Origin of the sequence: Chelatococcus sp. CO-6 (assembly GCF_001271345.1) — a bacterium.
In the GTDB taxonomy this organism is placed as follows: domain Bacteria; phylum Pseudomonadota; class Alphaproteobacteria; order Rhizobiales; family Beijerinckiaceae; genus Chelatococcus_A; species Chelatococcus_A caeni.
Genome location: NZ_CP012399.1, coordinates 361,147 through 382,979 on the forward strand (window position 1 = coordinate 361,147; position 21,833 = coordinate 382,979).

Genomic DNA, 21,833 nt, shown 5'->3' on the forward strand with positions numbered 1-21,833 from the left:
GATGCTGATGCCTGCGACCGAACCGGCCGTCGTCTCTCCCTATTACCTCGGCCTGCGCAACCGCGAGCGGCTGATGCGGCTCCTCGCCTATGGGCTGCTCATCCTCGCCATCGTCATCGTGTTCTTCCCCTCGCATGGATGGGCACCGTCTCGGTGCGGCCCAACCTCGAAGTGACGAAGATGCCGCCGGACTGGGTGCCGGAGGTCTTCACGCTCGAGCCCTATGCCAAGATCTTCTCCAGCCCGCGTTATCTCGTCGTCTTCGCCAACACGATGATCATATCGCTCGTGGTCACGGCCCTGTCGCTGGTGCTCGGGGCGACGGCGGCCTATGCGCTGGCACGCTTCCGCTTCGCCGGCCAGCGCGCCGTGCTGATGTTCCTGATCACGACGCAGATGTTCCCGCTCGTACTCCTGTGCATCCCCTATTTCCGCATCTTCATCACGTTCGGCCTCTACGACACGCGCACGGCGCTCGTGATCGTCTATCTCACCTTCACGCTGCCCTTCTGCATCCTCATGCTGCGCAGCTATTTCCTCAACATCCCGCGCGACATCGAGGAGGCGGCGATGGTCGACGGCTGCTCCCGGCTCGGCGCCATCTTCCGCACCTTGGTGCCGATGTCCTATCCGGCCTTCATCGGCGCGGGTCTCTACACGTTTCTTCTGGCCTGGAACGAGTTCCTCTTCGCGGTGGTGCTCATCGAATCCTGGGGCAACCGCGTGCTGACCATGGCGATCTACAGCCTGATGGCCGAGTTCGTCACCGAGTGGAACATGATGATGGCCTTCTCCGTCCTCGCCAGCCTGCCGCTCGTCGTCGCCTTCATCTTCCTGCAGAAATACATGGTGCAGGGCATGACCGCCGGCGCTCTGACCTCCTGAACGGGGCGGCCGCCGACACCTGTCTCGCCTGCTGCGCAGCGGGCGAGCAAAGCATAGAAAGCTCACCAGTAATGCGCCCCGAAAAGCTTTTAGGGCGCATTACTATTTGTGGGCAAATAAACACCGTTCACGAGCCGGCTTGTTATCGATAATGCTCTGCGCTAGATTTTGAGCGTTGCAGAAAAGTGTTTCAGCTTTGGCGTTCCTCCAGCCCGACGCCAACGACTTCCGGCCCTGAGTGGCTCTCATCCCCCCAAAATTCCGACGGCCTGCTCAGGGTCGTTTCCTTTTGTGCCGTGGTCGGCCCGGAGGCCAGCGCGCGCTCAATCCCGACATCCGGAAATGATAACGTTGTCATCGATCGAAATTCCTCTATGGTAACGTTGTCATAGCGAGTCGAGCGGTGGGGGAACATGCAGCGCGCCGATGCCGTGTGGGGTGAGGTCGACAGCCGTTTCCGCGGCATTCCCGTGGAATGCGGCGCCGTCGGGCTCGATGCCGTTGCGGCCTTCGGCTGGCATCCGGCGGCCGGGGACATGGCGCTGCCGGTATTGACCCTGGACGAGGTGGCCTTTGCCGGCAATTGCGAGCTGATGTTCGCCTATGCCTGCTCGCAGGGCGTCCTCATCGCCCCCCACGCGAAAACGCCGATGTCGCCGCACCTCGCGCGCACCCTCGTCGCCCGCGGCGCCTGGGGCGCGACGGTCGCGAATGTGCAGCAGGCTTCGGTCATGGCCCATGCGGGCATCGAGCGCCTGCTGCTCGCCAACGAGATCGGCGGCCGCTCCGGCGCCCGCCAGCTCGGCGCCTTCCTCAAGGCCTGGCCGGGCGTCGACCTGCGCGCCTTCGCCGATTCGCCGGCCTGCGTCGCGGCCCTCGCGGAGGCCGCGCGCCTTGCCGGGCGCGTGCTGCCCGTCCTCGTCGAGGTGGGCGGCGCGCGGGCCGGAGCGCGGGACCTCGCTGCGGTCGAGGCGATCGTCGCCGCCGTCGCCGAGGCGGACGGCAGCCTCGTGCTCGACGGTGTCGCCGCCTATGAAGGCGCCGTGGCTGGCGCCGATGCCGCGGCGACGCGCGATGCGATCGGCGCGCTCATGACGCTTGCAGGAGAGGCCTTTGCCCTCGTGCGTCGGGCCGCGCCCAGCCGGCCGCTGATCGTCACGGCCGGCGGCTCGTCTTACTTCGACAGGGTGGTCGCGGCGCTCGGGCCGCTGGTGCGTGCGGACGGCAATGCCGCCCTCATGCTGCGCAGCGGCGCCATCTTCTTCCACGACCACGGCGTCTATGCCCGCGCCCTTTCGGGCCTCGACGCGCGCAACGGCTTTTCGATCGACGGCAAGGTCGTGAAGGCGGCCGGGGCCTTCCGCCCGGCGCTGCGGCTGTGGGCGGAGGTGCTGTCGCGGCCGGAGCCCGGCCTTGCCATCTGCGGCATGGGCATGCGCGACGTCTCCTTCGACCAGGGCATGCCGGTGCCGCTCGAGGCGTTTCGCGATGGCGCGCCGATCGGCAGCCTGTCAGGCGCCGCCGTCGTCAAGCTCAATGATCAGCACGCCTTCCTGCAACTGCCGGAGGATGCGTCGCTCGCGGTCGGCGACATCGTCGCCTTCGGCATCTCGCATCCGTGCACCTGCCTCGACCGCTGGCGCCTCGTCTTCGGCCTTGGCCCGGACGGGCGGGTGGCGAACGCCTTTCCGACGTTCTTCGGCTGAGGCACGCCATGACGCTGAACTTCAGCCAGCTCTGGCGCTACGACGACCTGCTCCTGCACGGGGCGCTGCTGACGCTGCTCCTGACGGTGATCGCGGCGGTCGCGGGCACCCTGATCGGCGTCTGCGGGGCCGTGCTGGTGCGGGGCGGGCCGCGGCCGGTGCGCTGGGCCATCCGCGGCTATATCGAGGTCATCCGCAACACGCCGGCACTGATCCAGCTCTTCATCATCTTCTTCGTGCTGCCGAGCCTCGGGTTGCGCCTGCCGCCCTTTGAGGCGGCGGCGGTGGCGCTGAGCATCTATTTCGGGGCCTATGCCATCGAGATCATCCGCGCCGGGCTCGACGCCATCCCGCGTGCCCAGCTGGAGGCCGGCGAATGCCTCGGGCTCACGCGCTGGCAGGTCTTCCGACACATCGTCTTCCTGCCGGCGCTGCGGACCATCTATCCCTCCTTCACCAGCCAGTTCGTGCTGCTTCTGCTCGGCACCTCGCTCGCCTCACAGGTCTCGGCCGAGGAGCTGTTCCACACCGGCGGTTTCATCGACAGCCGCACCTTCCGCAGCTTCGAGGTCTACGCCGTCGTCTGCGCCATCTACTTCGCGCTCGTCATGGCCTTCAAGCTCGTCTTCGCCGGGCTCCAGAGGCTCATGTTCCGCTGGCCGGTGCGGCGCTGAGGGTTCCCATGCGCACGTTCAACGAAGCCGATCTCATCTCGCTGTTCTCGGCCCTGCGCTGGACGGTGGTTCTCGTCGCCCTGGCGCTCGCCTGCGGCGGCCCGCTGGCGCTGCTGCTCGCGCTCATGCGCTCGAGCCGGCTCGCGCCGCTGCGCTGGCTGGCAGCCGGTGTCCTGCAGCTCGTGCAGGGGGTGCCGCTCCTCGGCCTGCTCATGTTCTTCTATTTCGGCATGCCGGTGTTCCTCGGCATCGAGGTGCCGTCCCTCGTCGCCGTCGGCGTCGCCTTCACGGCCTATACCGCCGTCTTTCTCGGCGAGATCTGGCGCGGCGGCATCGAGGCGGTGAAGCAGACCCAGTGGGAGGCGGCGGCCTGCCTCGGGCTGACGCGCTGGCAGCAGTTCCGCTACGTCGTCGGGCCGCAGGCCTTCCGCATGGCGCTGCCGCCGACGGTCGGCTTCCTGGTGCAGCTCATCAAGAACACCTCGCTCGCCTCGGTCGTCGGCTTCGTCGAGCTCGCCCGCGCCGGACAGATGGCGAGCGCCGCGACCTTCCAGCCGCTGCTCGTCTACTCGGTGGTGGCGGCGATCTATTTCACGCTGTGCCTGCCGCTCACGGTCTGGTCCCGCAAACTGGAGGCCCGTCTCAATGGCGCTCGTTGAAATTCGCGACGTCCACAAGAGCTTCGGCGACGTCGAGGTGCTGAAGGGCATCACGCTCGATGTCGAGAAGGGGGACATCGTCACCATCATCGGTCGCTCGGGTTCGGGCAAGTCGACGCTGCTGCGCTGCATCAACGCGCTGGAGACCATCAACGGCGGCGAGATCCGCATCGAGGGCGAACGGATCGCCGCCGACATGCCCAACCTCAGGCAGCTGCGCCAGCGGGTGGGCATCGTCTTCCAGGCCTTCAACCTGTTCCCGCACCTGACCGTCGAGCGCAACATCACGCTCGCTCCGGTGCTGACCGGCAAGATCGCCAAGGACAAGGCGCGGGACCTGGCGCGTGACGTGCTCGCGCGCGTCGGCCTGGCCGAGAAGATCGACGCCTGGCCCGAGCAATTGTCGGGGGGCCAGCAGCAGCGCGTGGCGATTGCCCGCTGCCTCGCCATGTCGCCGCATCTGATGCTGTTCGACGAGGTGACGTCGGCGCTCGATCCCGAGCTCGTCGGCGAGGTGCTGAAGGTGATGGAGGACATGGCGCGCCAGGGCATGACCATGATCCTCGTCACGCACGAGATGGGCTTTGCCCGCACCGTCGCCACCAAGCTCGTCTTCATGCACCAGGGCAGGGTCTGGGAGCAGGGCAAGCCCGCCGAGCTCTTCGCCGACCCCAGGACCCCCGAGCTCAGGAACTTCATCAGCTCCGTCAAATAGGCGCAACGGTGAGCGCCCAAGGAGAAGTCAGAGGAGAACGAGGATGAGGATTTTCGCAACACTCGCCGCCGCGGCGATCGCCTGCGCGACGCTCGCCATGCCGGACGCCGCGCGCGCCGACAAGCTGCAGGACGCGATCAGCGCCGGCAAGCTGCGCGTCGGCGTCCTGATGGATGTCGCCCCCTGGGGCTTCAAGGACGAGAAGGGCGAGGCCACCGGCCTCGACATCGATCTCGCCAAGCTGCTGGCCGCCGACATGGGCGTGAAGCTCGAGCTCGTGCCGGTGACGGGCGCGAGCCGCATCCCGAGCCTGCTCGCCGACAAGGTCGACATCCTGATCGCCGCCGCCGGCGCCACGCCCGAGCGCGCCCAGCAGGTCATGTTCTCGCAGCCCTATGCGGCGGTGAACCTCGGTGTCTACGGCGCCAAGGACATGCCGGCCGCCAAGGCGGCCGACGAGCTGAAGGACCGCACGGTCGCCGTCGCCAAGGGCACGACGCTCGATGTCTGGCTCACCGACAATGCGCCGGGCGTCAAGCTGGTGCGCTTCGAGGACGCGCCGTCCGCCGTCGCGGCCTATCTCGCCGGCCAGGCCCAGGCCTTCGCCGAGAACAGCGCCATCGCGCTCAAGGTGTCGGACGACAATCCCGGCAAGGAGGTGGAGCTGAAGTTCCTCATCCGCCAGTCGCCCGCCCATGTTGCCGTGCGCCAGGGCGAGCAGAACCTGCTCAACTGGATCAACACGGCGCTCTTCTACAACCGCATGAACGGCAAGCTCGCCGAGCTGCAGAAGCGCTGGTTCAAAGAAGCGCAGGACCTGCCGCACATGTGACGCCAAGTGGCGGCGCGGGCCCGCGCCGCCACCTCACCCGCAGCAAGAAGAGAGATCAGAAGATGATCCAGCGTTATCAGGCCGGCAAGCGCATGAGCCAGGCCGTCGTCTACAATGGCACCGTCTATATCGCCGGCCAGGTCGCCGACGACCCGAAGGGCTCGCTCGAGGCGCAGACCCGTTCCGTGCTCGCCAAGATCGAGGCGCTGCTCGCCGAGGCCGGCTCCGACAAGTCGAAGCTCGTGGCCGTCAACGTCTTCCTGCCGCATATCACCGATTTCGACGCCATGAACGCGGTCTACGACGCCTGGATCGACCCGGCCAATCCGCCGGCCCGGGCCTGCGTCGAGGCGCGCCTCGCCAATCCGGACCTGCGCGTGGAGATGACGGCGGTCGCCGCGCTCTGAGCCCTGCTCGAGGCCACGGCCATGGCCGTGGCCGCCTCGCGGGCCCCTTGCCCGCCCATCAAGGTCCGCTTCATGCACACCGGCCTCATCCATTCGATCGATTTCGACGCCGACGGCAAGCAGTCCGGCCATCTGCGCCTGCCGTATTCCATCGACCGCTCGCCCTATTTCCACATCCACGTCCCCATCTGCCGCATCCGTAACGGTGCCGGGCCGCGGGTGCTGCTGATGGCGGGCAACCACGGCGACGAATACGAGGGAGAGCTGCTGCTGGCGCGGCTGATGCGCCGGCTCGCGCCGGCCGCCGTGCGGGGCGAGATCACCATCCTGCCCATGGTCAACGTGCCGGCGGTCATGGCGGCGCGGCGGCGCTCGCCCTACGACGACGGCAATCTCAACCGGGCCTTCCCCGGCAGCGCGGACGGGACGCCGACCGCGCGCATCGCCCATTTCCTCGAGCACGATCTCTTCCGCCGTCACGACGTCGTCTTCGACCTGCATGCGGGCGGCACTTCCATGGCGCATCTGCCCTGCGCGCTCATCGAGCAGCAGGGGCCGCCGGAGCGTTTCGCGCGGGCGCTTCAGCTGATGCAGGCGCTCGCCATGCCCTACGGCTTCGTCGCCGAGAACGGCGCGGCAGCGCCGACCTCCATGGGCGCGGCGGCACGGGCCGGCGCCATCGGCATCAGCGGCGAGTTCGGCGGCGGGGCGACGGTCACGCGCGAGACCATGCGCCTGACGGCGCGGGCCATCGACAATCTGCTCATCGCCACGGGCGCCATCGCCGCGCCGGTCCTGTCCGAGGCGGACCGGCCGGCCGAGCCGATGCAACTGCTCGCCCTCGACAGCCACGACCAGGCCATCTATGCCACGCGCCGCGGCTGGTTCGAGCCGGTGGCGGATGTCGGCGACCGCGTGGCGGCGGGTGATCTCGCAGGCTATTACCATGACCTGACACGGCTCGACCTGCCGGAGGAGGCACTCCATTTCGGGCAGGGGGGCATCGTCATCTCGCGGCGGCTGCACACGGACAGCGAGGCCGGCGACTGCCTGATCCAGGTGGCGCGCCCGGTCGCGGCCGGCGATCTTGCCGCGCCGCAGGCGGATATCGGGGGGTGAGGGCGTGAGCGCTGAGAACGGCAGGCGGCAGCCCACCATCGACGACGTTCTGCGCCTGCCGGCCTCGGCCGGCCCCGCCGCCTCGGGCGAGCGGGCGATGCGCATCGAGGATGTCGCCGCGCTCGCCGGCGTCTCGCCCATCACGGTCTCGCGCGCCCTGCGCGACCCCTCCAAGGTCGCGGACAAGAGCCGCAAGCGCATCCTCGAGGTGGTCGAGCGCACGGGCTATGCCCTCAATCCCCACGCGCGGGCGTTGCGCTCCGGCCGTTCCGACATCGTGGCGGCCTTCGTCTCGAATATTCTGAGCCCCCAGTTCGGCCTTGCGGTGCGGGCCTGCGCCGCCATTCTGGAGCCCGAAGGCTTCCAGCTCATGATCGGCCAGACGTCCTATTCCTATGCGCGCGAGACGGCGATGATCCGCTCGCTGCGCCAGATCAGGCCGGCGGCGGTCATGTTCACCGGCGTCATCGAGCTCGAGGACAACCGCCGCTTCCTCGCCGGGCTCGGCATTCCGGTGATGGAGACCTGGGCCTATCCGCGCGACCCGATCGACATGCTGGTCGGCTTCTCCAACATCGACGGCGGGCGGATGGCCGCCGATTGCCTCGCCGATGCGGGCTATCAACGCGTCGCCTATGTGGGCCGCAGCGGCGGGCGCGGCGCCTTGCGCCGCAAGGGCTTCGCCGCCCGGGCCGGGGAGCGCGGCCTCACGGTCGCCTGCGAGTTCACCGTCGACGTGGTCGAGAGCGTGGCGGACGGGCGCGCCGCCTTCCATGCCCTGCGCGAGCGGGCGCCGGAGGTCCAGGCGGTGTTCTTCGCCAACGATCTTCTGGCCGTCGGCGCGCTGATGGAGGCCCGGCGGCTCGGCCTCGACGTGCCGGGCGACATCGCCATCCTCGGGTTCGGCGACAACGATCTCGCCGATGCGCTGAGCCCGGGGCTGACGACGCTCGCCATCGACGTCGAGGCCCTCGGCAGGCGCGCCGGGGAGATGATTCTGAAGCGCCTGCGGGGCGAGGAGCTGGCCGATCCCGTCACCGTCTTCGAGCCCGTGCTGCACCGGCGGGGCAGCATCTGAGGGAGCGGTTTGGTCACATGGCGCGCGGCCGCTCCCGTCCGGCCCGGGTCTCCAGCGCCGTCAGCGCCTTTTCGAGGAGCCGGCGCGTCTCGCCCGCCGAGCAGGCGTCGAGCGCCTTGATGTCGAGGAAGAGGTCGAGGCCCTGGGCCTGGCCGTGGATGACCTCGGCTTCGGCCGCCCCGGCGAGCCCCCGCACGACATAGGGCACGACCGCGCGGCTCACGCCCTTGACCGCGATCGGCGCGAGTGCCTCGGCCTCGACGATGTCGCGCACCAGCGCATAGGTCTCGTAGCTGATGACGATCGAGCCCGGCTGCGCGACGGCCTGCAGGCGCGCCGCGAGGTTCGCCTCCGCCCCGATGATCGTGTAGTCCATGCGGTTGTCGCTGCCGAAATTGCCGACGTGGCAGAAGCCGGTGTTGATGCCCATGCGCACCTCCAGCGGCTCGGCGAGGCCGCGCTTGCGCCATTCGGCGTTGAGCCGGCCGAGTGCCGCCTGCATGTCGAGCGCCATGCGCACGGCCGCCGCCGCATCCTCCCGGACGCCGCGCGTATCGGGATCGCCGAAGAAGAGCAGGATGGCGTCGCCGACGAACTTGTCGATGGTCGCCCCGTGGCGCAGCGCGATGACCGACATCTCGGTGAAATATTCGTTGAGGAGCGCGGTCAGGTCCTCCGGCTGCAGGCGCTCCGTCAGGGCCGTGAAGTCCTTGATGTCGGAGAAGAAAATGGTGAGCTTCTTGCGCTCGGCGGTGATGGCGACATCCTTGGCGCCGCTGAAGATGCTGCGGTAGACCTGCGGCGAGAGATAGCGCGCGATCTTGGCCGAGACGGTGCCGAGGAAGGCGTTCGCCTGCGCGAGCTCGCCGTTCATGTGGCGGATGAGCGCCGTCTGCCGGCTCTGCATGCGGATGAAGGCGAGGCCGCACGCCGCCACCACCGCGAAATAGACGAGCAGGGACTGGAAAGAGAAGATGCTCGCCTCGATGGGCCGGCGCACGGTGACCTCCTGCACGCCGCGCACGTCGCCGACGCGCCAGTTCTGCTTCGGGCTGTCGGGATGGGTGTTATGGCAGGCGACGCAGGCCGGGCCCATGACGATGGGCGTCGCGATGCGCACCGTGCGGTCGACGAGCGTGCCCGAGACGTCGACGACCGGCCTCGTCGCATCCTGCCTGAGCTGTTCGAGCGCCGTCTGCTCGAAGGCGTCGATCGGATGGCCCGCGCGCTTGCGGAAGGGAAAATCCGAGAAGATGCGGACCTTGACCGCTCCATCACGCGCGCTGATGCGCTTGCCGAGCTCGATGGACATGGCCGTCGGCATCGGGGCCTCCTCGCCATGGCTTTCGCCGTCGAGCCGCCCCAGCACGTCATTGGCGTAATAGGTGCGCATCTCGTCGATGAGCACGCCGATCTCGGTCGCCTCGCCCTGCATCATCCGCGTGGACAGGCCCCTCAGGTCAAGCCACACCGCGAGAGGAAGCCCGATGACGAGCGGCAGGATGAGGAAGGCGAGCGAGGTCGTCGCTGTCCGGTGCTGGTGCTGTGTGTGCGAACGAGGAGCGAGCATGGCTGACCCACGAGCCGGGGGCCCGCCGCCGGACGGATGCCCGGCCGGCGGTGCCGGCGGGGTGAGAATGCGCGGATCGCGTTTCCTGCGCATTGCGTCCGAAACGTTTTTGGTTTCGTCTCTTGCGGTTTTGCCGCAACAATCGTTCGATTCAACCTATCTGCAGTTTCGTTTCGGCTTCGCTTTCAACGCGAGGCTTCCCCATCGAGGTCGACGCCCTCGAAGACGTGGCGCCCGAGCGGATCGATGCCGAAGCCCTTCACCTCCTTGCGCGTGGCCATGAAGACGATGGAATGGGCGAGGGGAACCCAGGGAGCCTCGCGCTTGAAGATCTCCTGTGCCTGTCGGTAGAGCGTCTCGCGCTCGCTGCGGTCGCTCGTGGCCTTGGCGCGCGTGACGAGCGCGTCGTATTCGGGCAGGCACCACTTGGCCACGTTGTTGCCGCCGGGCCGGGCCGCCGCGCAGCCGAGGAGCACGTTGAGGAAATTGTCCGGATCGCCGTTGTCGCCGGTCCAGCCATAGAGCGCGAGCGGCGGCTCGCCGGCCTGCAGCTTCACGCGGTACTGGTCCCACTCCTCCGTGACGAGGCGGGTGCGGATGCCGATGCGCGCGAGATCGGCCTGCACCAGCTCGGCGACTCGGCGACCGTCGGGATTGTACGGCCGGTTGACGGGCATGTACCAGAGATCGGTGTCGAGCCCGTCCGGGTAGCCCGCCTCGGCGATCAGGCGCCGGGCCTGCGCGGGGTCGTAAGGGTAGTCTTCGATCGCCTCGTTGTAGGACCACAGCAGGGGCGGGATCGGGTTCTTGGCCACCGTGCCGGTGCCCTGGTGCACGGCCTCGATGATGGCGCGCTTGTCGATCGCCATGTTGACGGCGCGCCGCAGCTCGACGTTGTCGAAGGGCGGGCGCGCGGCGTTCATGGCGAGATAGCCGATGTTGAGCCCTTCCTGCTGCAGGAGGCGCAGTGACGGATTGGCGGCGATCGCCTCCCGGTCGCTCGGGTTGGGGAAGGCCATGATGTGGCACTCGCCCGCCTTGAGCTTGGCGAGCCGCACGGCCGGATTGGGCGTGATGGAGAAGACGAGGGTGTCGATCTTCTGCCGCCCGTTCCAGTGGTCGGCGAAGGCCCGGTAGCGGATGGCGATGTCCTTCTGGTAGCCGACCAGCGCGAACGGCCCGGTGCCGACGGGATCGGCATCGAGCCGCGCGGGCTCGCCCCGGCGCAGCAGGAGCTCGCCGTATTCCGCCGACAGCATCACGTTGAACGGCATCGCGAGATTGGCGAGGAACGGCGCCTCGGCACGGGCAAGGCTGATGCGGACGGTGTGGTCGTCGACCTTCTCGATGGCGCGGATGAGGTCCGGCATGCCGAGGTCGCGGAAATAGTCGAAGGTGGCGCCCGGCGTGCCGTGGAAAGGGTGGTCCTCCTTCCACTGCCGCATCAGGGAGAAGAGGACGTCGTCGGCGTTGAAGTCGCGGGTCGGGGTGAAGACGGCATTCGCGTGGAATTTCACCCCCCGCCGCAGGTGAAAGGTGTAGGTGGTGCCGTCCGGCGAGATCTCCCAGGATTCGGCGAGCGCCGGCACGATCTGCGTCGTGCCGGGCACGAATTCGACGAGGTTGTTGAACATCGGCCGCCCCGCGTTCATGCCCGTCGTGGTCGTCACGATCTGCGGGTTGAGGGCCTCCGGGCTGCCTTCCGAGCAGAAGACCAGCGTCTTGGCGGCGGCGGGCGAGGCGGCGAGGGCGAGCGCCAGGGCGCCGGCCACCAGGTATTTCATCATGTTCTCCCCCTCTTCAGAGCGCCGCCAGGGCTTCGGCCCGTGCTTCGCCGGCGAGCTGCTTCGGCATCTCGATGCGGAAGGCGGTGCCGACGCCCGGGCGGCTCTCCACGTCGATGCGGCCCAGCAGCTTGTTGGTGACGAGGTTGTAGACGATGTGGAGCCCGAGCCCGGTGCTGCCCCGGTGGCGGGCGGTGGTGAAGAAGGGATCGAAGATGCGCCCGAGATGCTGCGGCGCGATGCCCTTGCCGTCGTCGCGCACCGTGAGTCGCAACTGGTCGGGGGCCTCCTCCACGGCGATGGTGATGCGCCCGCTCTCGCCCTCGTCATAGGCGTGCAGGGCGGCGTTGATGACGAGATTGGTCAGCACCTGAGCGAGCGCCCCCGGATAGGTGGCGACCTGCAGCCGGGCCGGACAGTCGATGGCGACCGCGTGCCGTGTCTTGCGCAGCAGCGGCCCGAGGCTGCGGATCACGTCCTCGAGCCAGCCCTTCATCTCGAACCGGCGCGGCTCGTCGCTGACCTGGTCGACCGCGACCTGCTTGAAGCTGTGCACGAGGTCGCTCGCCCGGCCGAGATTGTCGAAGAGCAGGCGCGAGCCCTCCTTCATCCGGTCCAGGAAATGGGCAAGGCGCGAGCGCGCGAGCTGGTTGCCATCGAGCGCCCGCTCGAATTCCTGCGCCTCGTCGCCCAGCAGCGTGGCGGTGGTCAGCGCGATGCCGAGCGGGGTATTGATCTCGTGGGCGACGCCGGCGACGAGCTGGCCGAGGGAAGCGAGCTTCTCCGCCTGGATGAGGTCCGCCTGCGTCTGTCGCAGCTCGGCCAGCGTCTCGTCGGTCCGTTCCTTCGCATGGCGCAGGTCGCGCTCGCGCCGGCTGATCTCGGTGACGAAGACATTGGCTGCCCGCGCCATGTCGCCGAGCTCGTCGCGGCGGTCGGATTCGGCGATGCGGCCGGCGAGCGGGTCGGCGGCGAGCGCCAGCATGCTGCCCTGCAGCCGGCGGAGCGGCATGGTGATCGACCGGGCGGCCGCGAAGGCGGCCATCGAGCCGAACAGGAGGCCGATGGTGGCGCCGATGACGAGCACGTGGCCGATGAAGGCGCCGAGCCAGTCGGCATCGCCCGTGAAGAGGTCGTTGAGCGAGCGCGCCTTGGCCACCATGGCCGACGCCGTCCGGTCCATGTCGGCGATCATCGCGTTCTGCTTGCGGATGCCCTCGATGGTGGTGCCGAGCCGCTCGCGCCACTCGGTGATGGCGTCGATCATGTCGGTCTGGATGAGGGGCGAGATCGGCAGGGCGGCGGCGATGTTGGCGAGCTCGCCGCTGCGCGCCAGCTTGCGCTCGGCGACGTCGGCATCGCGGCGGGTGAGCGCCTCGTGCGTCTCCTGGCCGAGCTTGAGCGTGGAGACGGCGACGTTCTGGGTGGCCTGCTCGGTCTCGTTGGCCTCGACGGAATAGGTGAGGAGCTGGGCCACCTCCTCCTGCAGGGCACGCTGGGCCGTCACCTCGATCTTGAGCAGGCGGTCGCACCAGGCGAGCAGGCGCTCGGCGACCGTGCCGGTCTCCGCAGGCCCCGCCGCAGCCGCCGCGCGGGCGAGGTTGCCGAGTTCGAGCGCCGCGCCGCCACGCCCGGCGCCCAGCGCCTCGGCGAGGCCGCTCGCGGCATGGCGCATCTGCGCCACGGCGAAGCCATGGTCATGCCCGTCGGAATGCTGCAACGCCGTCTGCAGGCCCCACAGGGTGGCGCGCAGCTGATAGGCCCGGTCGACGATGTCGCGCAGGCGCCGCAGCTGCTGATCCTTCTCGGTCAGCGTCGTGATGATGTCGGCGTTGGAGGCGTGCTGCCGGGCGCGCGCCTCGTCGGCGAGGTTGACCAGCCTCGCGGCGCGCAGCGACATCTCGGCGATGAGCCGGTCGTTCACCGTCGTCACGGCGATATATTCGTCCATGCGGGCGACATAGCGGGCGAGTGTGTCCTGCAGGCTCGCCACCTCGCGCCGCTGCGCCTGGGTGCGCGCGAGCGGGCCGAGCGAGGCGAGCTGCACCTGTGCGCTCGCCGCCTGCTCGCGGAAGCGCTCCGTGTGCGGGTCGCGCTCGGCCGGATTGGCGCTCACGTAATCGTCGCGGATGGTCATGGCGACCAGGAGATCGCGATAGATGGCGCCGGCGAGGACGGCACCGCTGCGGGCGCGTTCGGCCTCGCTTAGCAGCAGCCAGGCGGCCACGGCGATGCCGGCGGCAATCGCGATGGGAATGCCGCCGACGAGCATGATCTTGTCCCTGATCCGCATGACCCCTCCGACGGATTGGCGGGCATCCTGCCCGCCCGCCGTTGCGGGGCTTTTGCGTCGCCGGCCGCGGTTGCGCCGTTTCTTTTCAGGCGTGACATGATGTTTCGTCCCCGGGCCGGGCACGAAACGAGAAGGCTACTCGCCGTCCGGCTCGAAGGCGTAGCCGAGGCCGCGCACGGTGCGAATGAAGCGCGGGTTGCCCGGGTCGGGCTCGATCTTGCGGCGGATGCGGGTGATGCGCACGTCGATGGCGCGGTCGAACGCCTCGGCGTCGCGCGCATCGGCGACATCGAGCAGATATTCGCGCGACAAGACGCGGCGCGGATGATCGGCGAAGGCCTTGAGCAGCAGGAATTCAGACTTGGTCAGCGGCTGCGTCTGGCCCTCCTCGTCGCGCAGGCGGTGCGTGTCGATGTCGAGCCACTTGGTGCCGAAGCGGACGCTGCGTCCGGCCGCAGGCTGGGAGGGGGCGACGCGCGTGCTGCGGCGCAGGACCGAGCGGATGCGCGCGACGAGCTCGCGCAGCTCGCAGGGTTTGGCGAGATAGTCGTCGGCGCCGAGCTCGAGCCCGACGATCCGGTCGATGGCGCTCGCGGTGGCGGTGAGCATGATGACCGGCACGTCGCTCGCCGCCTTGAGCTGGCGCACCACCGACAGCCCGTCCTCGCCCGGCATGTTGAGGTCGAGCACCACGAGGTCCGGCTGCTGCCTGGCCATGAAATGGCGCAGGCTGGTGGCGCCGTCGCACAGGGTCACGGCAAAGCCGTGCAGGCGCAGGTAGTCGCCCACCATCTCACGGGTGGCCGGCTCGTCGTCGACCACCGCGATGTGCGGCCCCGTGTTCGTCATGGCGCGTCGTCACCGTCGTCGAGGGGCAGAAGGAGGCTGAAGGTGGCGCCACGGTCCGGGCCATGGCTGCGGGCGGTCACCGTGCCGCCGTGCAGCTCGGCGATGCGGCGGGTGATGAAGAGGCCGAGGCCCGTCGCGCTCTCGCCGCCCGTCGGCTGGGCCGAGAGGCGCTGGAAGCGGCCGAAGAGGCGCAACTCGTCCTCGGCCGACAGGCCCGGCCCCTCGTCGCGCACGTGGCAGACGGCGCGGCCGGGCTCGCGCACGAGCGACAGCGTGATGTTCGCGCCCCCGGGGCTGTACTTGACGGCATTGGAGACGAGGTTGTCGAGCGCCTCGCGCAGGCGGTCGGCATCGCCCGTCAACATGAGGCGCTCCGGCGCTTCCACGGTGAGCCGCTGGCCCTTGCGCTCGGCGAGGACGCGGTTGCTGGTGGCGACGTCGGCAACGAGTGCGGCAAGGTCGGCCGGGCCACGGCGCAGCGTGATGTCGAGGGCATCGCCCATGGCGTCGGCGATGAGCGCGTCGATCATGCGGCCCATGTGGCGGGCGGAGCTGCGCACGTGCTCCACCTGCGCGCGGATGGCCTCGCGCGGCGGCGGCTCCTGGCGTACGAGGTCGTCGAGGATCTCCATCCGCCCGAGGATGATGCCGAGCGGGTTCTTGAGGTCGTGCGCGATGGTGCCGAGCATCTCGGACTTCAGGCGGTTGGCCCGGGCGAGCTCGGCGCCGCGGGCGGCAAGGCGTTCGTTGGCCTCGCGCAGGCTGGCGGTACGCTCGGCGACACGCTGCTCGAGCAGGGCGTTCGCTTCTGCGAGCTGGCGGTGCGCCACCTCGAGGCGCTCCAGCTGGGCGTAGCTGCGCAGGGCGGCCGTCAGCGTGGTGAAGAGCCGGTCGGCGGTGAGCTCGGTCTTCGCCTTGTAATCATTGATGTCGTGGTCGATGACGATGCGGCGCTCCGGCGCCTGGCCGGGCTGGCCGGTGCGCAGGATGATGCGCACGGTCTCGTTGCCGAGGTCGCGGCGGATGAAATCGACGAGGCCCAGGCCCGCGTCGTCGCTCTCCATGACGACGTCGAGCAGGATCACCGCGATGTCCGGCCGCTCGGCGACGAGCCGGCGGCCTTCGGCGGCCGAGCCGGCAGTGAGGATCTCGAGGCCGCGCCCGTCGAGCCGGTAATCCCGCAGGGCAAAACGCGTCGCCTCGTGCACGGCCCAGTCGTCGTCGATGACGGCAACCGTCCATGGTCGCGCCCCGCCGGCCTCTTCATCCTGAGGCATATCATCGGTGAGGTAGAAAAGATCGCTCTCGTCCACCAGCACGCCTCGCTCCCGCCCGGCGGCAAGACTAGCACGATCATGCGCCTGCAACATCCGCAGCCCTGCCGAAATGCATGGCAGACGCGTGGCCGATGCCGCGCACGCGCGGGTGCGGGTGCGCGGCACGCCGCGGCGGAAGGGACGATCCTTTTGTTTTTCCAGATGGTTGCGCCGATTGGGAGTTGCCGGCTCAAAGAAAGGTACAGTGCTGCAGTCCGTGAAAATTTAGCTAAAAGTTGATGTTTACGAAGATAACAAGCGTAAGTTGTGACGGCTGCTGGAGGTTGCTAGACGACGCGTCGGAATCTCGGGCTGGGGCGTGCGGGCGGGGACGATCGCTTGCCTTTCCCGTCGACCGGGATCGATGCGAAGGCAACAGATGAACACGAAAAAGGTCCTTTTCTGCTCGCTCGCCGCGGCGCTTGTGCTGTCCGGCTGCCGCTCGCCCGGCGAGCGTCTCGACGACATGGCGAAATTCACCGACCACGTGAACGAGAAGACCAAGCAGTGTCGCGCCAGCGAGCCCGTCGCGCCCGGGCCCTTCGCCGGCATAAGAAGCAATCTGGCGAATACCTCGGCGCACCTGCAGAACGAGCAATGCATGCGCGATCTGCCCGAGAATCTGGCCTCGCCCGTCATCGGCATCAGCCGCTTCTTCTACAAGCCGGATGATGCGGCGGAGGACGCGGGCGCGAACCCGCGCTGACCCCGCCGCCGCTCAGTGGCTGATCATCCACGGTCGTGCCGTCGGGAAGCTCTTGGCGCCGCCCTTCGTCGTGACGCTGCGTCGTCGCAGGCCGCCGGAGCAGCAGCTGCAGCTGGCGCCGTGGCCGGCCGCGCTGCGGCGCGGTTCGTGCCGGCTGCGCTCGTTCGTGGCGATGGCCGCGCGCCGCTGTGGATCCATCCCCGCCACGGTCGGCGCCGTGACGAAGGCGCGCGGCGCCTCGCCGCCGCAGGCCGGGCAGGCGCACGGCTCGCGCCAGGCGTCCATGGGGCGGAAGGCGGTGAAGACGCCGCAATCCACACATTCATAGTCGTAGACCGGCATGGGCGCCTCACAGGTCCGGCGCGAGCGGCACGTCGATGTCGCCCGTGATCATCTTCTGCGGGCCGGCATTGCCGGGGTTGATGTCGAAGTCGAAGATCTCGGTCGGCAGCCACAATGTGGCGCAGGCGTTGGGGATGTCGACGACGCCCGAGATGTGGCCCTGCACCGGCGCCGTGCCGAGGATGGCGTAGGCCTGGGCGGGCGTGTAGCCGAACTTGGTCAGGTAGTTGATGGCGTTGAGGCACGCCTGCCGGTAGGCGACGTGCACGTCGAGATAGTGCTGGCCGCCCCATTCGTCGACCGAGATGCCCTCGAAGATGAGGTAGTCGCGGTAGTTGGGCGTGATGGGGCTCGGCTTGAAGATGGGATTCCGGATGCCGTATTTGGCGACGCCGTCCTTGATGATGTCGACCTTGAGGTGCAGCCAGCCGGCCATCTCGATGGCGCCGCAGAAGGTGATCTCGCCGTCGCCCTGGCTGAAGTGCAGGTCGCCCATGGAGAGGCCGGCCCCCGGCACGTAGACGGGGAAGTAGATCTTCGAGCCGCGCGACAGGTCCTTGATATCGCAATTGCCGCCATGCTCGCGCGGCGGCACCGTGCGCGCGCCGGTGGCGGCGGCTGTGGCCTTCGCCTCGCCCGCGAGGCGGCCCATGTGGGCGGTGGCGGCGAACGGCGGGTTGGCGAGCGGCGGCACCCGCGTCGGATTGGTGGCGATGAAGTCGACCTCGCGCCGATTCCAAGTCTCCAGCAGCTTGTGGTCGGGCAGGCAGCCGATGAGGCCGGGATGGATGAGGCCGGCGAAGTTCACGCCGGGCACATGCCGGGAGCGCGTGAACATGCCCTCGATGTCCCAGATCGACTTCTGCGCCTGCGGGAAATGATCGGTCAGGAAGCCGCCGCCGTTCTTCTTGGAGAAGAAGCCGTTGAAGCCCCACAGACTCTCCGGCTTGGCGCCGACGTCGAGGAGATCGACGACGAGGAGGTCGCCGGGCTCGGCACCTTCAACGCCGATGGGGCCGGAGAGGAAGTGCACGATGGAGAGGTCGATGTCGCGCACGTCTTCGGCGGAATCGTTGTTCTTGATGAAGCCGCCGGTCCAGTCGTAGGTCTCGATGACGAAGTCCTCGCCCGGCTTCACCCACGCCACCATCGGAATGTCCGGATGCCAGCGGTTGTGGACCATGTCGTTCTCGTAGGGCGACTGGGTCAGGTCTACCTTGATGATGGTTTCGGGCATGTTCGCTCCTCCGGGGAAAGTTCTGCGGGGGTTTCGTCAGACCGACAGGAAGCTCGCGATCTTCGCCTCGTCGACGGCGGCGCGGGCGTCCTCGTGCACGATCTCGCCGTTCTCGATGACGAGGACGCGGTCGGCGATGTCGAGGGCGAAGCTCAGCACCTGTTCCGAGACGAAGATGGAGAGGCCGCGCTCGTCGCGGATGCGCTTCAGGGCGCGGCCCATGTCGCGGATGATCGAGGGCTGGATGCCCTCCGTCGGCTCGTCGAGCAGCAGCACCTTGGGATCGGTGGCGAGCGCGCGGGCGATGGCGAGCTGCTGCTGCTGCCCGCCCGAGAGATTGCCGCCGCGCCGCTGCTTCATGTCGAGGAGGACGGGGAAGAGCGCGTAGATGTCTTCCGGCACGCGCCGCCGGCCCGAGACGGCGAGCCCCGTCTCGATGTTCTCCTCCACCGTCATGGTCGAGAAGATCATGCGCCCCTGCGGCACATAGGCGATGCCGCGCGCCACCCGCTCATAGCTTTCGAGTCCGGTGACCTCGGCCTCGCCCACGCTGATGCGGCCGCTCCTTGCCGGCACGATGCCCATCAGCGCCTTCATCAGCGTCGTCTTGCCCATGCCGTTGCGGCCGAGGATGGCGACGATCTCGTTCGGCCTCACGGAGAAGTCGAGGCCGTGCAGCACCTCGCTCTCCCCGTAGGCGACGCGCAGTGCGGATACGTCGAGCATCGGCGCCTCCTCAATGTCCGAGATAGACTTCGACGACCTTGGGGTCGTTCTTGACGCGCTCCATGCTGCCTTCGGACAGCACTCTGCCCTGGTGCAGCACGGTGACCCGGTGGGCGATGTCCTCGACAAACTTCATGTCGTGCTCGATGACGATGACCGAGCGGCCGACGATGATCTTGTGCAGGAGCTCGGCGGTCTTGCGCCGCTCGGCGACGCTCATGCCCGCCACCGGCTCGTCAAGCATGAGGAGCTCGGGATCCTGGATCAGCAGCATGCCGATCTCGAGCCACTGCTTCTGGCCGTGGCTGAGATAGGCGGCCCGCTCGGCGAGGTGGTCCTTAAGGAAGATCATCTCGGCGATCTCCTCGATGCGCTCGCTGACGGCGGCATCGCGCCGGAAGGCGAGGGCGCCGAAGACGGAGCGGCCGCGCGGAAAGGAGATTTCGAGGTTCTCGAAGACCGTCAGGTCCTCGTAGATTGATGGAGTCTGGAACTTGCGGCCGACGCCAGCCTCCACGATGCGGTTCTCGCTGAGCCGCGTCAACTCGATGTCCCTGAAGCGGATCGAGCCGGCGGTCGCCTTCGTGCGGCCGCAGATGAGGTCGAGCACCGTCGTCTTGCCGGCGCCGTTCGGGCCGATGATGACGCGGATCTCGTTCTTGTCGACGTAGAACGACAGGTCGTTCACCGCCTTGAAGCCGTCGAAGGAGACGGTGAGGCCCTCGACGGAGAGCAGGAAGTCGGGTGCCGCGGCATCGCGGGCGATGGTGTGCATGGGGGTGTCCCTCCTCATTCGGCCGGCGCGCCGGCCGGCACCGTGCCACCGAGCGCGGGGCGGGCACGGCGCAGCAGGCGGGACAGCCTCGGCGCAATGGTGTCCGCGTAGATGCCGGCGAGGCCGTTCGGGAAGGCGAGCACGACGGCGATGAAGAGGCCGCCGAGGCCGAGCAGCCACAGTTCCGGGAAGCTCTCGGAAAAGCTCGTCTTCGCCCAGTTGACGAGGAGCGTGCCGTAGACCGCGCCGAGGATGGAGAGGCGCCCGCCGACGGCCGTGTAGATGACCATCTCGATGGAGGGCACGATGCCGACGAAGGACGGCGACATGAAGCCGACCTGCAGCGTGAACATCGCCCCGCCGATCGCCGACAGGGCGGCCGCCAGACAGAAGACGAAGGTCTTGAAATTGGCGACGTTGTAGCCGGAGAAGCGCACCCGGTCCTCCTTGTCGCGCATGGCGACGAGGATGCGGCCGAGCTTCGACTGGCGCACGAAATAGGCGGCGGCGACGGCGGCGAGGAGCAGGCCGGCGTTGACGAAATAGAGGACGTATTTCGCCTCGTCCGTGCGGATGTCCCAGCCCTTCAGCGTGCGCAGGTCCGTGATGCCGTTGATGCCGCCGGTGTAGCCCTGCTGGCCGACGATGAGGATGGTCAGGATCGCGGCGATCGCCTGGGTGATGATGGCGAAATAGACGCCGCCGACACGCCGCTTGAACATCGCCGTGCCGATGAGGAAGGCGAAGGCCGTCGGCACCAGGATGACCGCGACGAGCGACAGCGTCAGGCTGTGGAACGGCTGCCAGAACCAGGGCAGCTCGGTGAGCTGGTTCCAGTCCATGAAGTCGGGGATGCCCGGCGTCGACTGGATCTTCGTCGCTTCCGGGCTCGATGCCTCGAGCTTCAGGAACATGGCCATCGCGTAGCCGCCGAGGCCGAAGAACATCCCCTGGCCGAGGCTGAGGATGCCGCCGTGGCCCCAGCACAGCACGAGGCCGATGACGACGAAGGCGTAGGTGAGATACTTGCCGGCGAGATTGAGCCGGAAGATGTCGAGCCCGAGCGGCAGGACGATGAGGATGAGGGCCGCGAGGATCGCGATGCCGACGGCCTCGGAGGTCTTGAGAAAGCCGATGCGCTCCATCGCGTCACCTCAGCGGCGGATCTTGAGGACGAAGAGGCCCTGCGGCCGCAGCATCAGGATGCCGACGACGGCGAGCAGGGTGAGTACCTTGGCGGTCGAGCCGGACAGGAAGAACTCCATGGTCGACTGGGCCTGGGAGATGGTGAAGGCGGAGAAGATGGTGCCGACGAGGCTCTGGGCGCCGCCGAAGACGACGACGAGGAAGGTGTCGACGATGTAGAGCTGGCCGGCCGTCGGCCCGGTCGAGCCGATCATGGTGAAGGCCGAGCCGGCGACGCCGGCGATGCCGCAGCCGATGCCGAAGGTGAGGCGGTCGACCTTGTGGGTGTTGATGCCGACCGCGCCCGCCATCACCCGGTTCTGCACCACCGCCCGCACCTGCTGCCCCCAGCGGGAGCGGAACATCATCAGGCCGACGACGAGGGTGATGACGAAGGTCAGGCTCATGACGAAGAGCCCGTTGATCTGCACCTCGATGACATCGGTCAGCGGCAGGGAGCCCATCATCCACGACGGCAGCTCGACGCCGACCTCGCGCGGGCCGAACACCGAGCGATAGACCTGCTGCAGGATCAGGCTGAGCCCCCAGGTGGCGAGCAGCGTGTCGAGCGGCCGCCGGTAGAGATGGCGGATGAGCGCCCATTCCACGGCGATGCCGAGCCCGCCGGAGGCGAGGAAGGCGAGCCCCATGGCCACGAAGAAGTAGATGGGGAAGAGGGAGGGAAGGACGTTCTGGAAGAACTGCGAGGTGAAATAGGTGACATAGGCCCCGAGGATCATGAACTCGCCGTGGGCCATGTTGATGACCCCCATCTGGCCGAAGATGATGGCAAGGCCGAGCGCCATCAGGACGAAGACGGAGAACAGGATGAGGCCGGCAAAGCCCTGCATGACGAAAATCGAGCCGAGCTCGCTCAGCGAGTAATCTGCGAACATCGACGTCTCCGGTGATTGGGCGACGGGTGGGGTAGGCGAGGGGCTGAGCCGAAGAAGGGCAGGACACGCGGGCGATCGG

Annotated in this window: 22 protein-coding genes; 11 read left to right on the forward strand and 11 right to left on the reverse strand. The window is 68.3% G+C overall.

Translation table 11 applies throughout. From position 1 onward, the window contains the following. The first annotated feature begins 1 nt into the window (after position 1). The 10 genes from AL346_RS25240 to AL346_RS22250 all read left to right on the forward strand — a co-directional run bounded on the left by AL346_RS25240 (position 2) and on the right by AL346_RS22250 (position 8,075). Positions 2–175: a hypothetical protein gene (locus AL346_RS25240; protein ID WP_156332924.1), complete on the forward strand. Its 174-nt coding sequence runs from the start codon at positions 2–4 to the stop codon at positions 173–175. Further along, positions 154–885: a carbohydrate ABC transporter permease gene (locus AL346_RS22210; protein ID WP_053194149.1), complete on the forward strand. Its 732-nt coding sequence runs from the start codon at positions 154–156 to the stop codon at positions 883–885. The genes AL346_RS25240 and AL346_RS22210 overlap by 22 nt, the downstream gene beginning before the upstream one ends. Before the next feature lie 413 nt (positions 886–1,298). Continuing rightward, positions 1,299–2,591: an alanine racemase gene (locus AL346_RS22215; RefSeq protein WP_019402583.1), complete on the forward strand. Its 1,293-nt coding sequence runs from the start codon at positions 1,299–1,301 to the stop codon at positions 2,589–2,591. An 8-nt stretch (positions 2,592–2,599) separates the two neighbouring features. Further along, a complete protein-coding gene (locus tag AL346_RS22220) occupies positions 2,600–3,265 on the forward strand; it encodes an amino acid ABC transporter permease (protein WP_019402582.1) in 666 nt (221 codons plus the stop codon). Positions 3,266–3,273: 8 nt separating this feature from the next. Further along, on the forward strand, positions 3,274–3,924 hold the full coding sequence (locus AL346_RS22225; RefSeq protein WP_019402581.1) for an amino acid ABC transporter permease: 651 nt from the start codon (positions 3,274–3,276) through the stop codon (positions 3,922–3,924). After that, positions 3,911–4,639 (forward strand): amino acid ABC transporter ATP-binding protein, encoded by a 729-nt coding sequence (locus tag AL346_RS22230; protein WP_019402580.1) that lies wholly within the window; start codon positions 3,911–3,913, stop codon positions 4,637–4,639. The genes AL346_RS22225 and AL346_RS22230 overlap by 14 nt, the downstream gene beginning before the upstream one ends. Positions 4,640–4,682: 43 nt before the next feature. Further along, positions 4,683–5,471 carry a transporter substrate-binding domain-containing protein gene (locus AL346_RS22235; RefSeq protein ID WP_019402579.1) on the forward strand — a complete coding sequence of 263 codons (789 nt, stop codon included), beginning with the start codon at positions 4,683–4,685 and terminating at the stop codon, positions 5,469–5,471. Positions 5,472–5,533: 62 nt separating this feature from the next. Beyond that, positions 5,534–5,878 carry a RidA family protein gene (locus AL346_RS22240; protein ID WP_019402578.1) on the forward strand — a complete coding sequence of 115 codons (345 nt, stop codon included), beginning with the start codon at positions 5,534–5,536 and terminating at the stop codon, positions 5,876–5,878. A gap of 72 nt (positions 5,879–5,950) precedes the next feature. After that, positions 5,951–6,997 (forward strand): succinylglutamate desuccinylase/aspartoacylase family protein, encoded by a 1,047-nt coding sequence (locus tag AL346_RS22245; RefSeq protein ID WP_026015208.1) that lies wholly within the window; start codon positions 5,951–5,953, stop codon positions 6,995–6,997. Positions 6,998–7,001: 4 nt separating this feature from the next. Continuing rightward, positions 7,002–8,075, forward strand: a complete 1,074-nt coding sequence (locus tag AL346_RS22250; RefSeq protein WP_019402576.1) for a LacI family DNA-binding transcriptional regulator — start codon at positions 7,002–7,004, stop codon at positions 8,073–8,075. Positions 8,076–8,088: 13 nt separating this feature from the next. Here AL346_RS22250 and AL346_RS22255 read toward each other — a convergent pair whose 3' ends face one another. The 5 genes from AL346_RS22255 to AL346_RS22275 form a co-directional block, all read right to left on the reverse strand. Continuing rightward, the gene (locus AL346_RS22255) at positions 8,089–9,645 is read right to left on the reverse strand and encodes an adenylate/guanylate cyclase domain-containing protein (protein WP_019402575.1); all 1,557 of its coding nucleotides are present in this window, start codon (positions 9,643–9,645) and stop codon (positions 8,089–8,091) included. Positions 9,646–9,830: 185 nt separating this feature from the next. After that, entirely contained in the window at positions 9,831–11,432 is a 1,602-nt protein-coding gene (locus tag AL346_RS22260; protein WP_053194151.1) for an ABC transporter substrate-binding protein, read from the reverse strand. 13 nt (positions 11,433–11,445) lie between these two features. Next, the gene (locus AL346_RS22265; RefSeq protein ID WP_019402174.1) at positions 11,446–13,722 is read right to left on the reverse strand and encodes a sensor histidine kinase; all 2,277 of its coding nucleotides are present in this window, start codon (positions 13,720–13,722) and stop codon (positions 11,446–11,448) included. A gap of 135 nt (positions 13,723–13,857) precedes the next feature. After that, positions 13,858–14,571 (reverse strand): response regulator, encoded by a 714-nt coding sequence (locus AL346_RS22270; RefSeq protein ID WP_019402796.1) that lies wholly within the window; start codon positions 14,569–14,571, stop codon positions 13,858–13,860. After that, the gene (locus AL346_RS22275; RefSeq protein WP_198301034.1) at positions 14,568–15,848 is read right to left on the reverse strand and encodes a hybrid sensor histidine kinase/response regulator; all 1,281 of its coding nucleotides are present in this window, start codon (positions 15,846–15,848) and stop codon (positions 14,568–14,570) included. The genes AL346_RS22270 and AL346_RS22275 overlap by 4 nt, the downstream gene beginning before the upstream one ends. Before the next feature lie 418 nt (positions 15,849–16,266). Here AL346_RS22275 and AL346_RS22280 point away from each other — a divergent pair, with 418 nt between their 5' ends. Next, positions 16,267–16,593 carry a hypothetical protein gene (locus AL346_RS22280; RefSeq protein ID WP_019402794.1) on the forward strand — a complete coding sequence of 109 codons (327 nt, stop codon included), beginning with the start codon at positions 16,267–16,269 and terminating at the stop codon, positions 16,591–16,593. 12 nt (positions 16,594–16,605) lie between these two features. Here the strand turns inward: AL346_RS22280 and AL346_RS22285 are convergent, their stop codons facing one another. From AL346_RS22285 to urtB, 6 genes are read right to left on the reverse strand one after another with little or no spacing between them, the layout of a single operon-like run. Further along, positions 16,606–16,935: a zinc ribbon domain-containing protein gene (locus AL346_RS22285; protein ID WP_019402793.1), complete on the reverse strand. Its 330-nt coding sequence runs from the start codon at positions 16,933–16,935 to the stop codon at positions 16,606–16,608. A gap of 7 nt (positions 16,936–16,942) precedes the next feature. After that, the gene (gene fmdA / locus AL346_RS22290; RefSeq protein ID WP_019402792.1) at positions 16,943–18,172 is read right to left on the reverse strand and encodes a formamidase; all 1,230 of its coding nucleotides are present in this window, start codon (positions 18,170–18,172) and stop codon (positions 16,943–16,945) included. Between the two features lie 36 nt (positions 18,173–18,208). Next, a complete protein-coding gene (urtE, locus tag AL346_RS22295) occupies positions 18,209–18,898 on the reverse strand; it encodes an urea ABC transporter ATP-binding subunit UrtE (RefSeq protein ID WP_019402791.1) in 690 nt (229 codons plus the stop codon). A gap of 10 nt (positions 18,899–18,908) precedes the next feature. Then, positions 18,909–19,673, reverse strand: a complete 765-nt coding sequence (gene urtD, locus AL346_RS22300; protein ID WP_019402790.1) for an urea ABC transporter ATP-binding protein UrtD — start codon at positions 19,671–19,673, stop codon at positions 18,909–18,911. A 14-nt stretch (positions 19,674–19,687) separates the two neighbouring features. Further along, on the reverse strand, positions 19,688–20,818 hold the full coding sequence (gene urtC / locus AL346_RS22305; RefSeq protein WP_019402789.1) for an urea ABC transporter permease subunit UrtC: 1,131 nt from the start codon (positions 20,816–20,818) through the stop codon (positions 19,688–19,690). A 9-nt stretch (positions 20,819–20,827) separates the two neighbouring features. Continuing rightward, positions 20,828–21,754 carry an urea ABC transporter permease subunit UrtB gene (gene urtB / locus AL346_RS22310; RefSeq protein WP_019402788.1) on the reverse strand — a complete coding sequence of 309 codons (927 nt, stop codon included), beginning with the start codon at positions 21,752–21,754 and terminating at the stop codon, positions 20,828–20,830. Positions 21,755–21,833 lie beyond the last annotated feature (79 nt).

Bases quoted from the DNA above. Each gene is read 5' to 3' on its own strand.
- AL346_RS25240 (WP_156332924.1), top strand. From the start codon at position 2: ATGCTGATGCCTGCGACCGAACCGGCCGTCGTCTCTCCCTATTACCTC.
- AL346_RS22215 (WP_019402583.1), top strand. From the start codon at position 1,299: ATGCAGCGCGCCGATGCCGTGTGGGGTGAGGTCGACAGCCGTTTCCGC.
- AL346_RS22220 (WP_019402582.1), top strand. From the start codon at position 2,600: ATGACGCTGAACTTCAGCCAGCTCTGGCGCTACGACGACCTGCTCCTG.
- AL346_RS22225 (WP_019402581.1), top strand. From the start codon at position 3,274: ATGCGCACGTTCAACGAAGCCGATCTCATCTCGCTGTTCTCGGCCCTG.
- AL346_RS22230 (WP_019402580.1), top strand. From the start codon at position 3,911: ATGGCGCTCGTTGAAATTCGCGACGTCCACAAGAGCTTCGGCGACGTC.
- AL346_RS22235 (WP_019402579.1), top strand. From the start codon at position 4,683: ATGAGGATTTTCGCAACACTCGCCGCCGCGGCGATCGCCTGCGCGACG.
- AL346_RS22240 (WP_019402578.1), top strand. From the start codon at position 5,534: ATGATCCAGCGTTATCAGGCCGGCAAGCGCATGAGCCAGGCCGTCGTC.
- AL346_RS22245 (WP_026015208.1), top strand. From the start codon at position 5,951: ATGCACACCGGCCTCATCCATTCGATCGATTTCGACGCCGACGGCAAG.
- AL346_RS22255 (WP_019402575.1), bottom strand. From the start codon at position 9,645: ATGCTCGCTCCTCGTTCGCACACACAGCACCAGCACCGGACAGCGACG.
- AL346_RS22260 (WP_053194151.1), bottom strand. From the start codon at position 11,432: ATGATGAAATACCTGGTGGCCGGCGCCCTGGCGCTCGCCCTCGCCGCC.
- AL346_RS22265 (WP_019402174.1), bottom strand. From the start codon at position 13,722: ATGCGGATCAGGGACAAGATCATGCTCGTCGGCGGCATTCCCATCGCG.
- AL346_RS22270 (WP_019402796.1), bottom strand. From the start codon at position 14,571: ATGACGAACACGGGGCCGCACATCGCGGTGGTCGACGACGAGCCGGCC.
- AL346_RS22275 (WP_198301034.1), bottom strand. From the start codon at position 15,848: ATGCCTCAGGATGAAGAGGCCGGCGGGGCGCGACCATGGACGGTTGCC.
- AL346_RS22280 (WP_019402794.1), top strand. From the start codon at position 16,267: ATGAACACGAAAAAGGTCCTTTTCTGCTCGCTCGCCGCGGCGCTTGTG.
- AL346_RS22285 (WP_019402793.1), bottom strand. From the start codon at position 16,935: ATGCCGGTCTACGACTATGAATGTGTGGATTGCGGCGTCTTCACCGCC.
- fmdA (WP_019402792.1), bottom strand. From the start codon at position 18,172: ATGCCCGAAACCATCATCAAGGTAGACCTGACCCAGTCGCCCTACGAG.
- urtE (WP_019402791.1), bottom strand. From the start codon at position 18,898: ATGCTCGACGTATCCGCACTGCGCGTCGCCTACGGGGAGAGCGAGGTG.
- urtD (WP_019402790.1), bottom strand. From the start codon at position 19,673: ATGCACACCATCGCCCGCGATGCCGCGGCACCCGACTTCCTGCTCTCC.
- urtC (WP_019402789.1), bottom strand. From the start codon at position 20,818: ATGGAGCGCATCGGCTTTCTCAAGACCTCCGAGGCCGTCGGCATCGCG.
- urtB (WP_019402788.1), bottom strand. From the start codon at position 21,754: ATGTTCGCAGATTACTCGCTGAGCGAGCTCGGCTCGATTTTCGTCATG.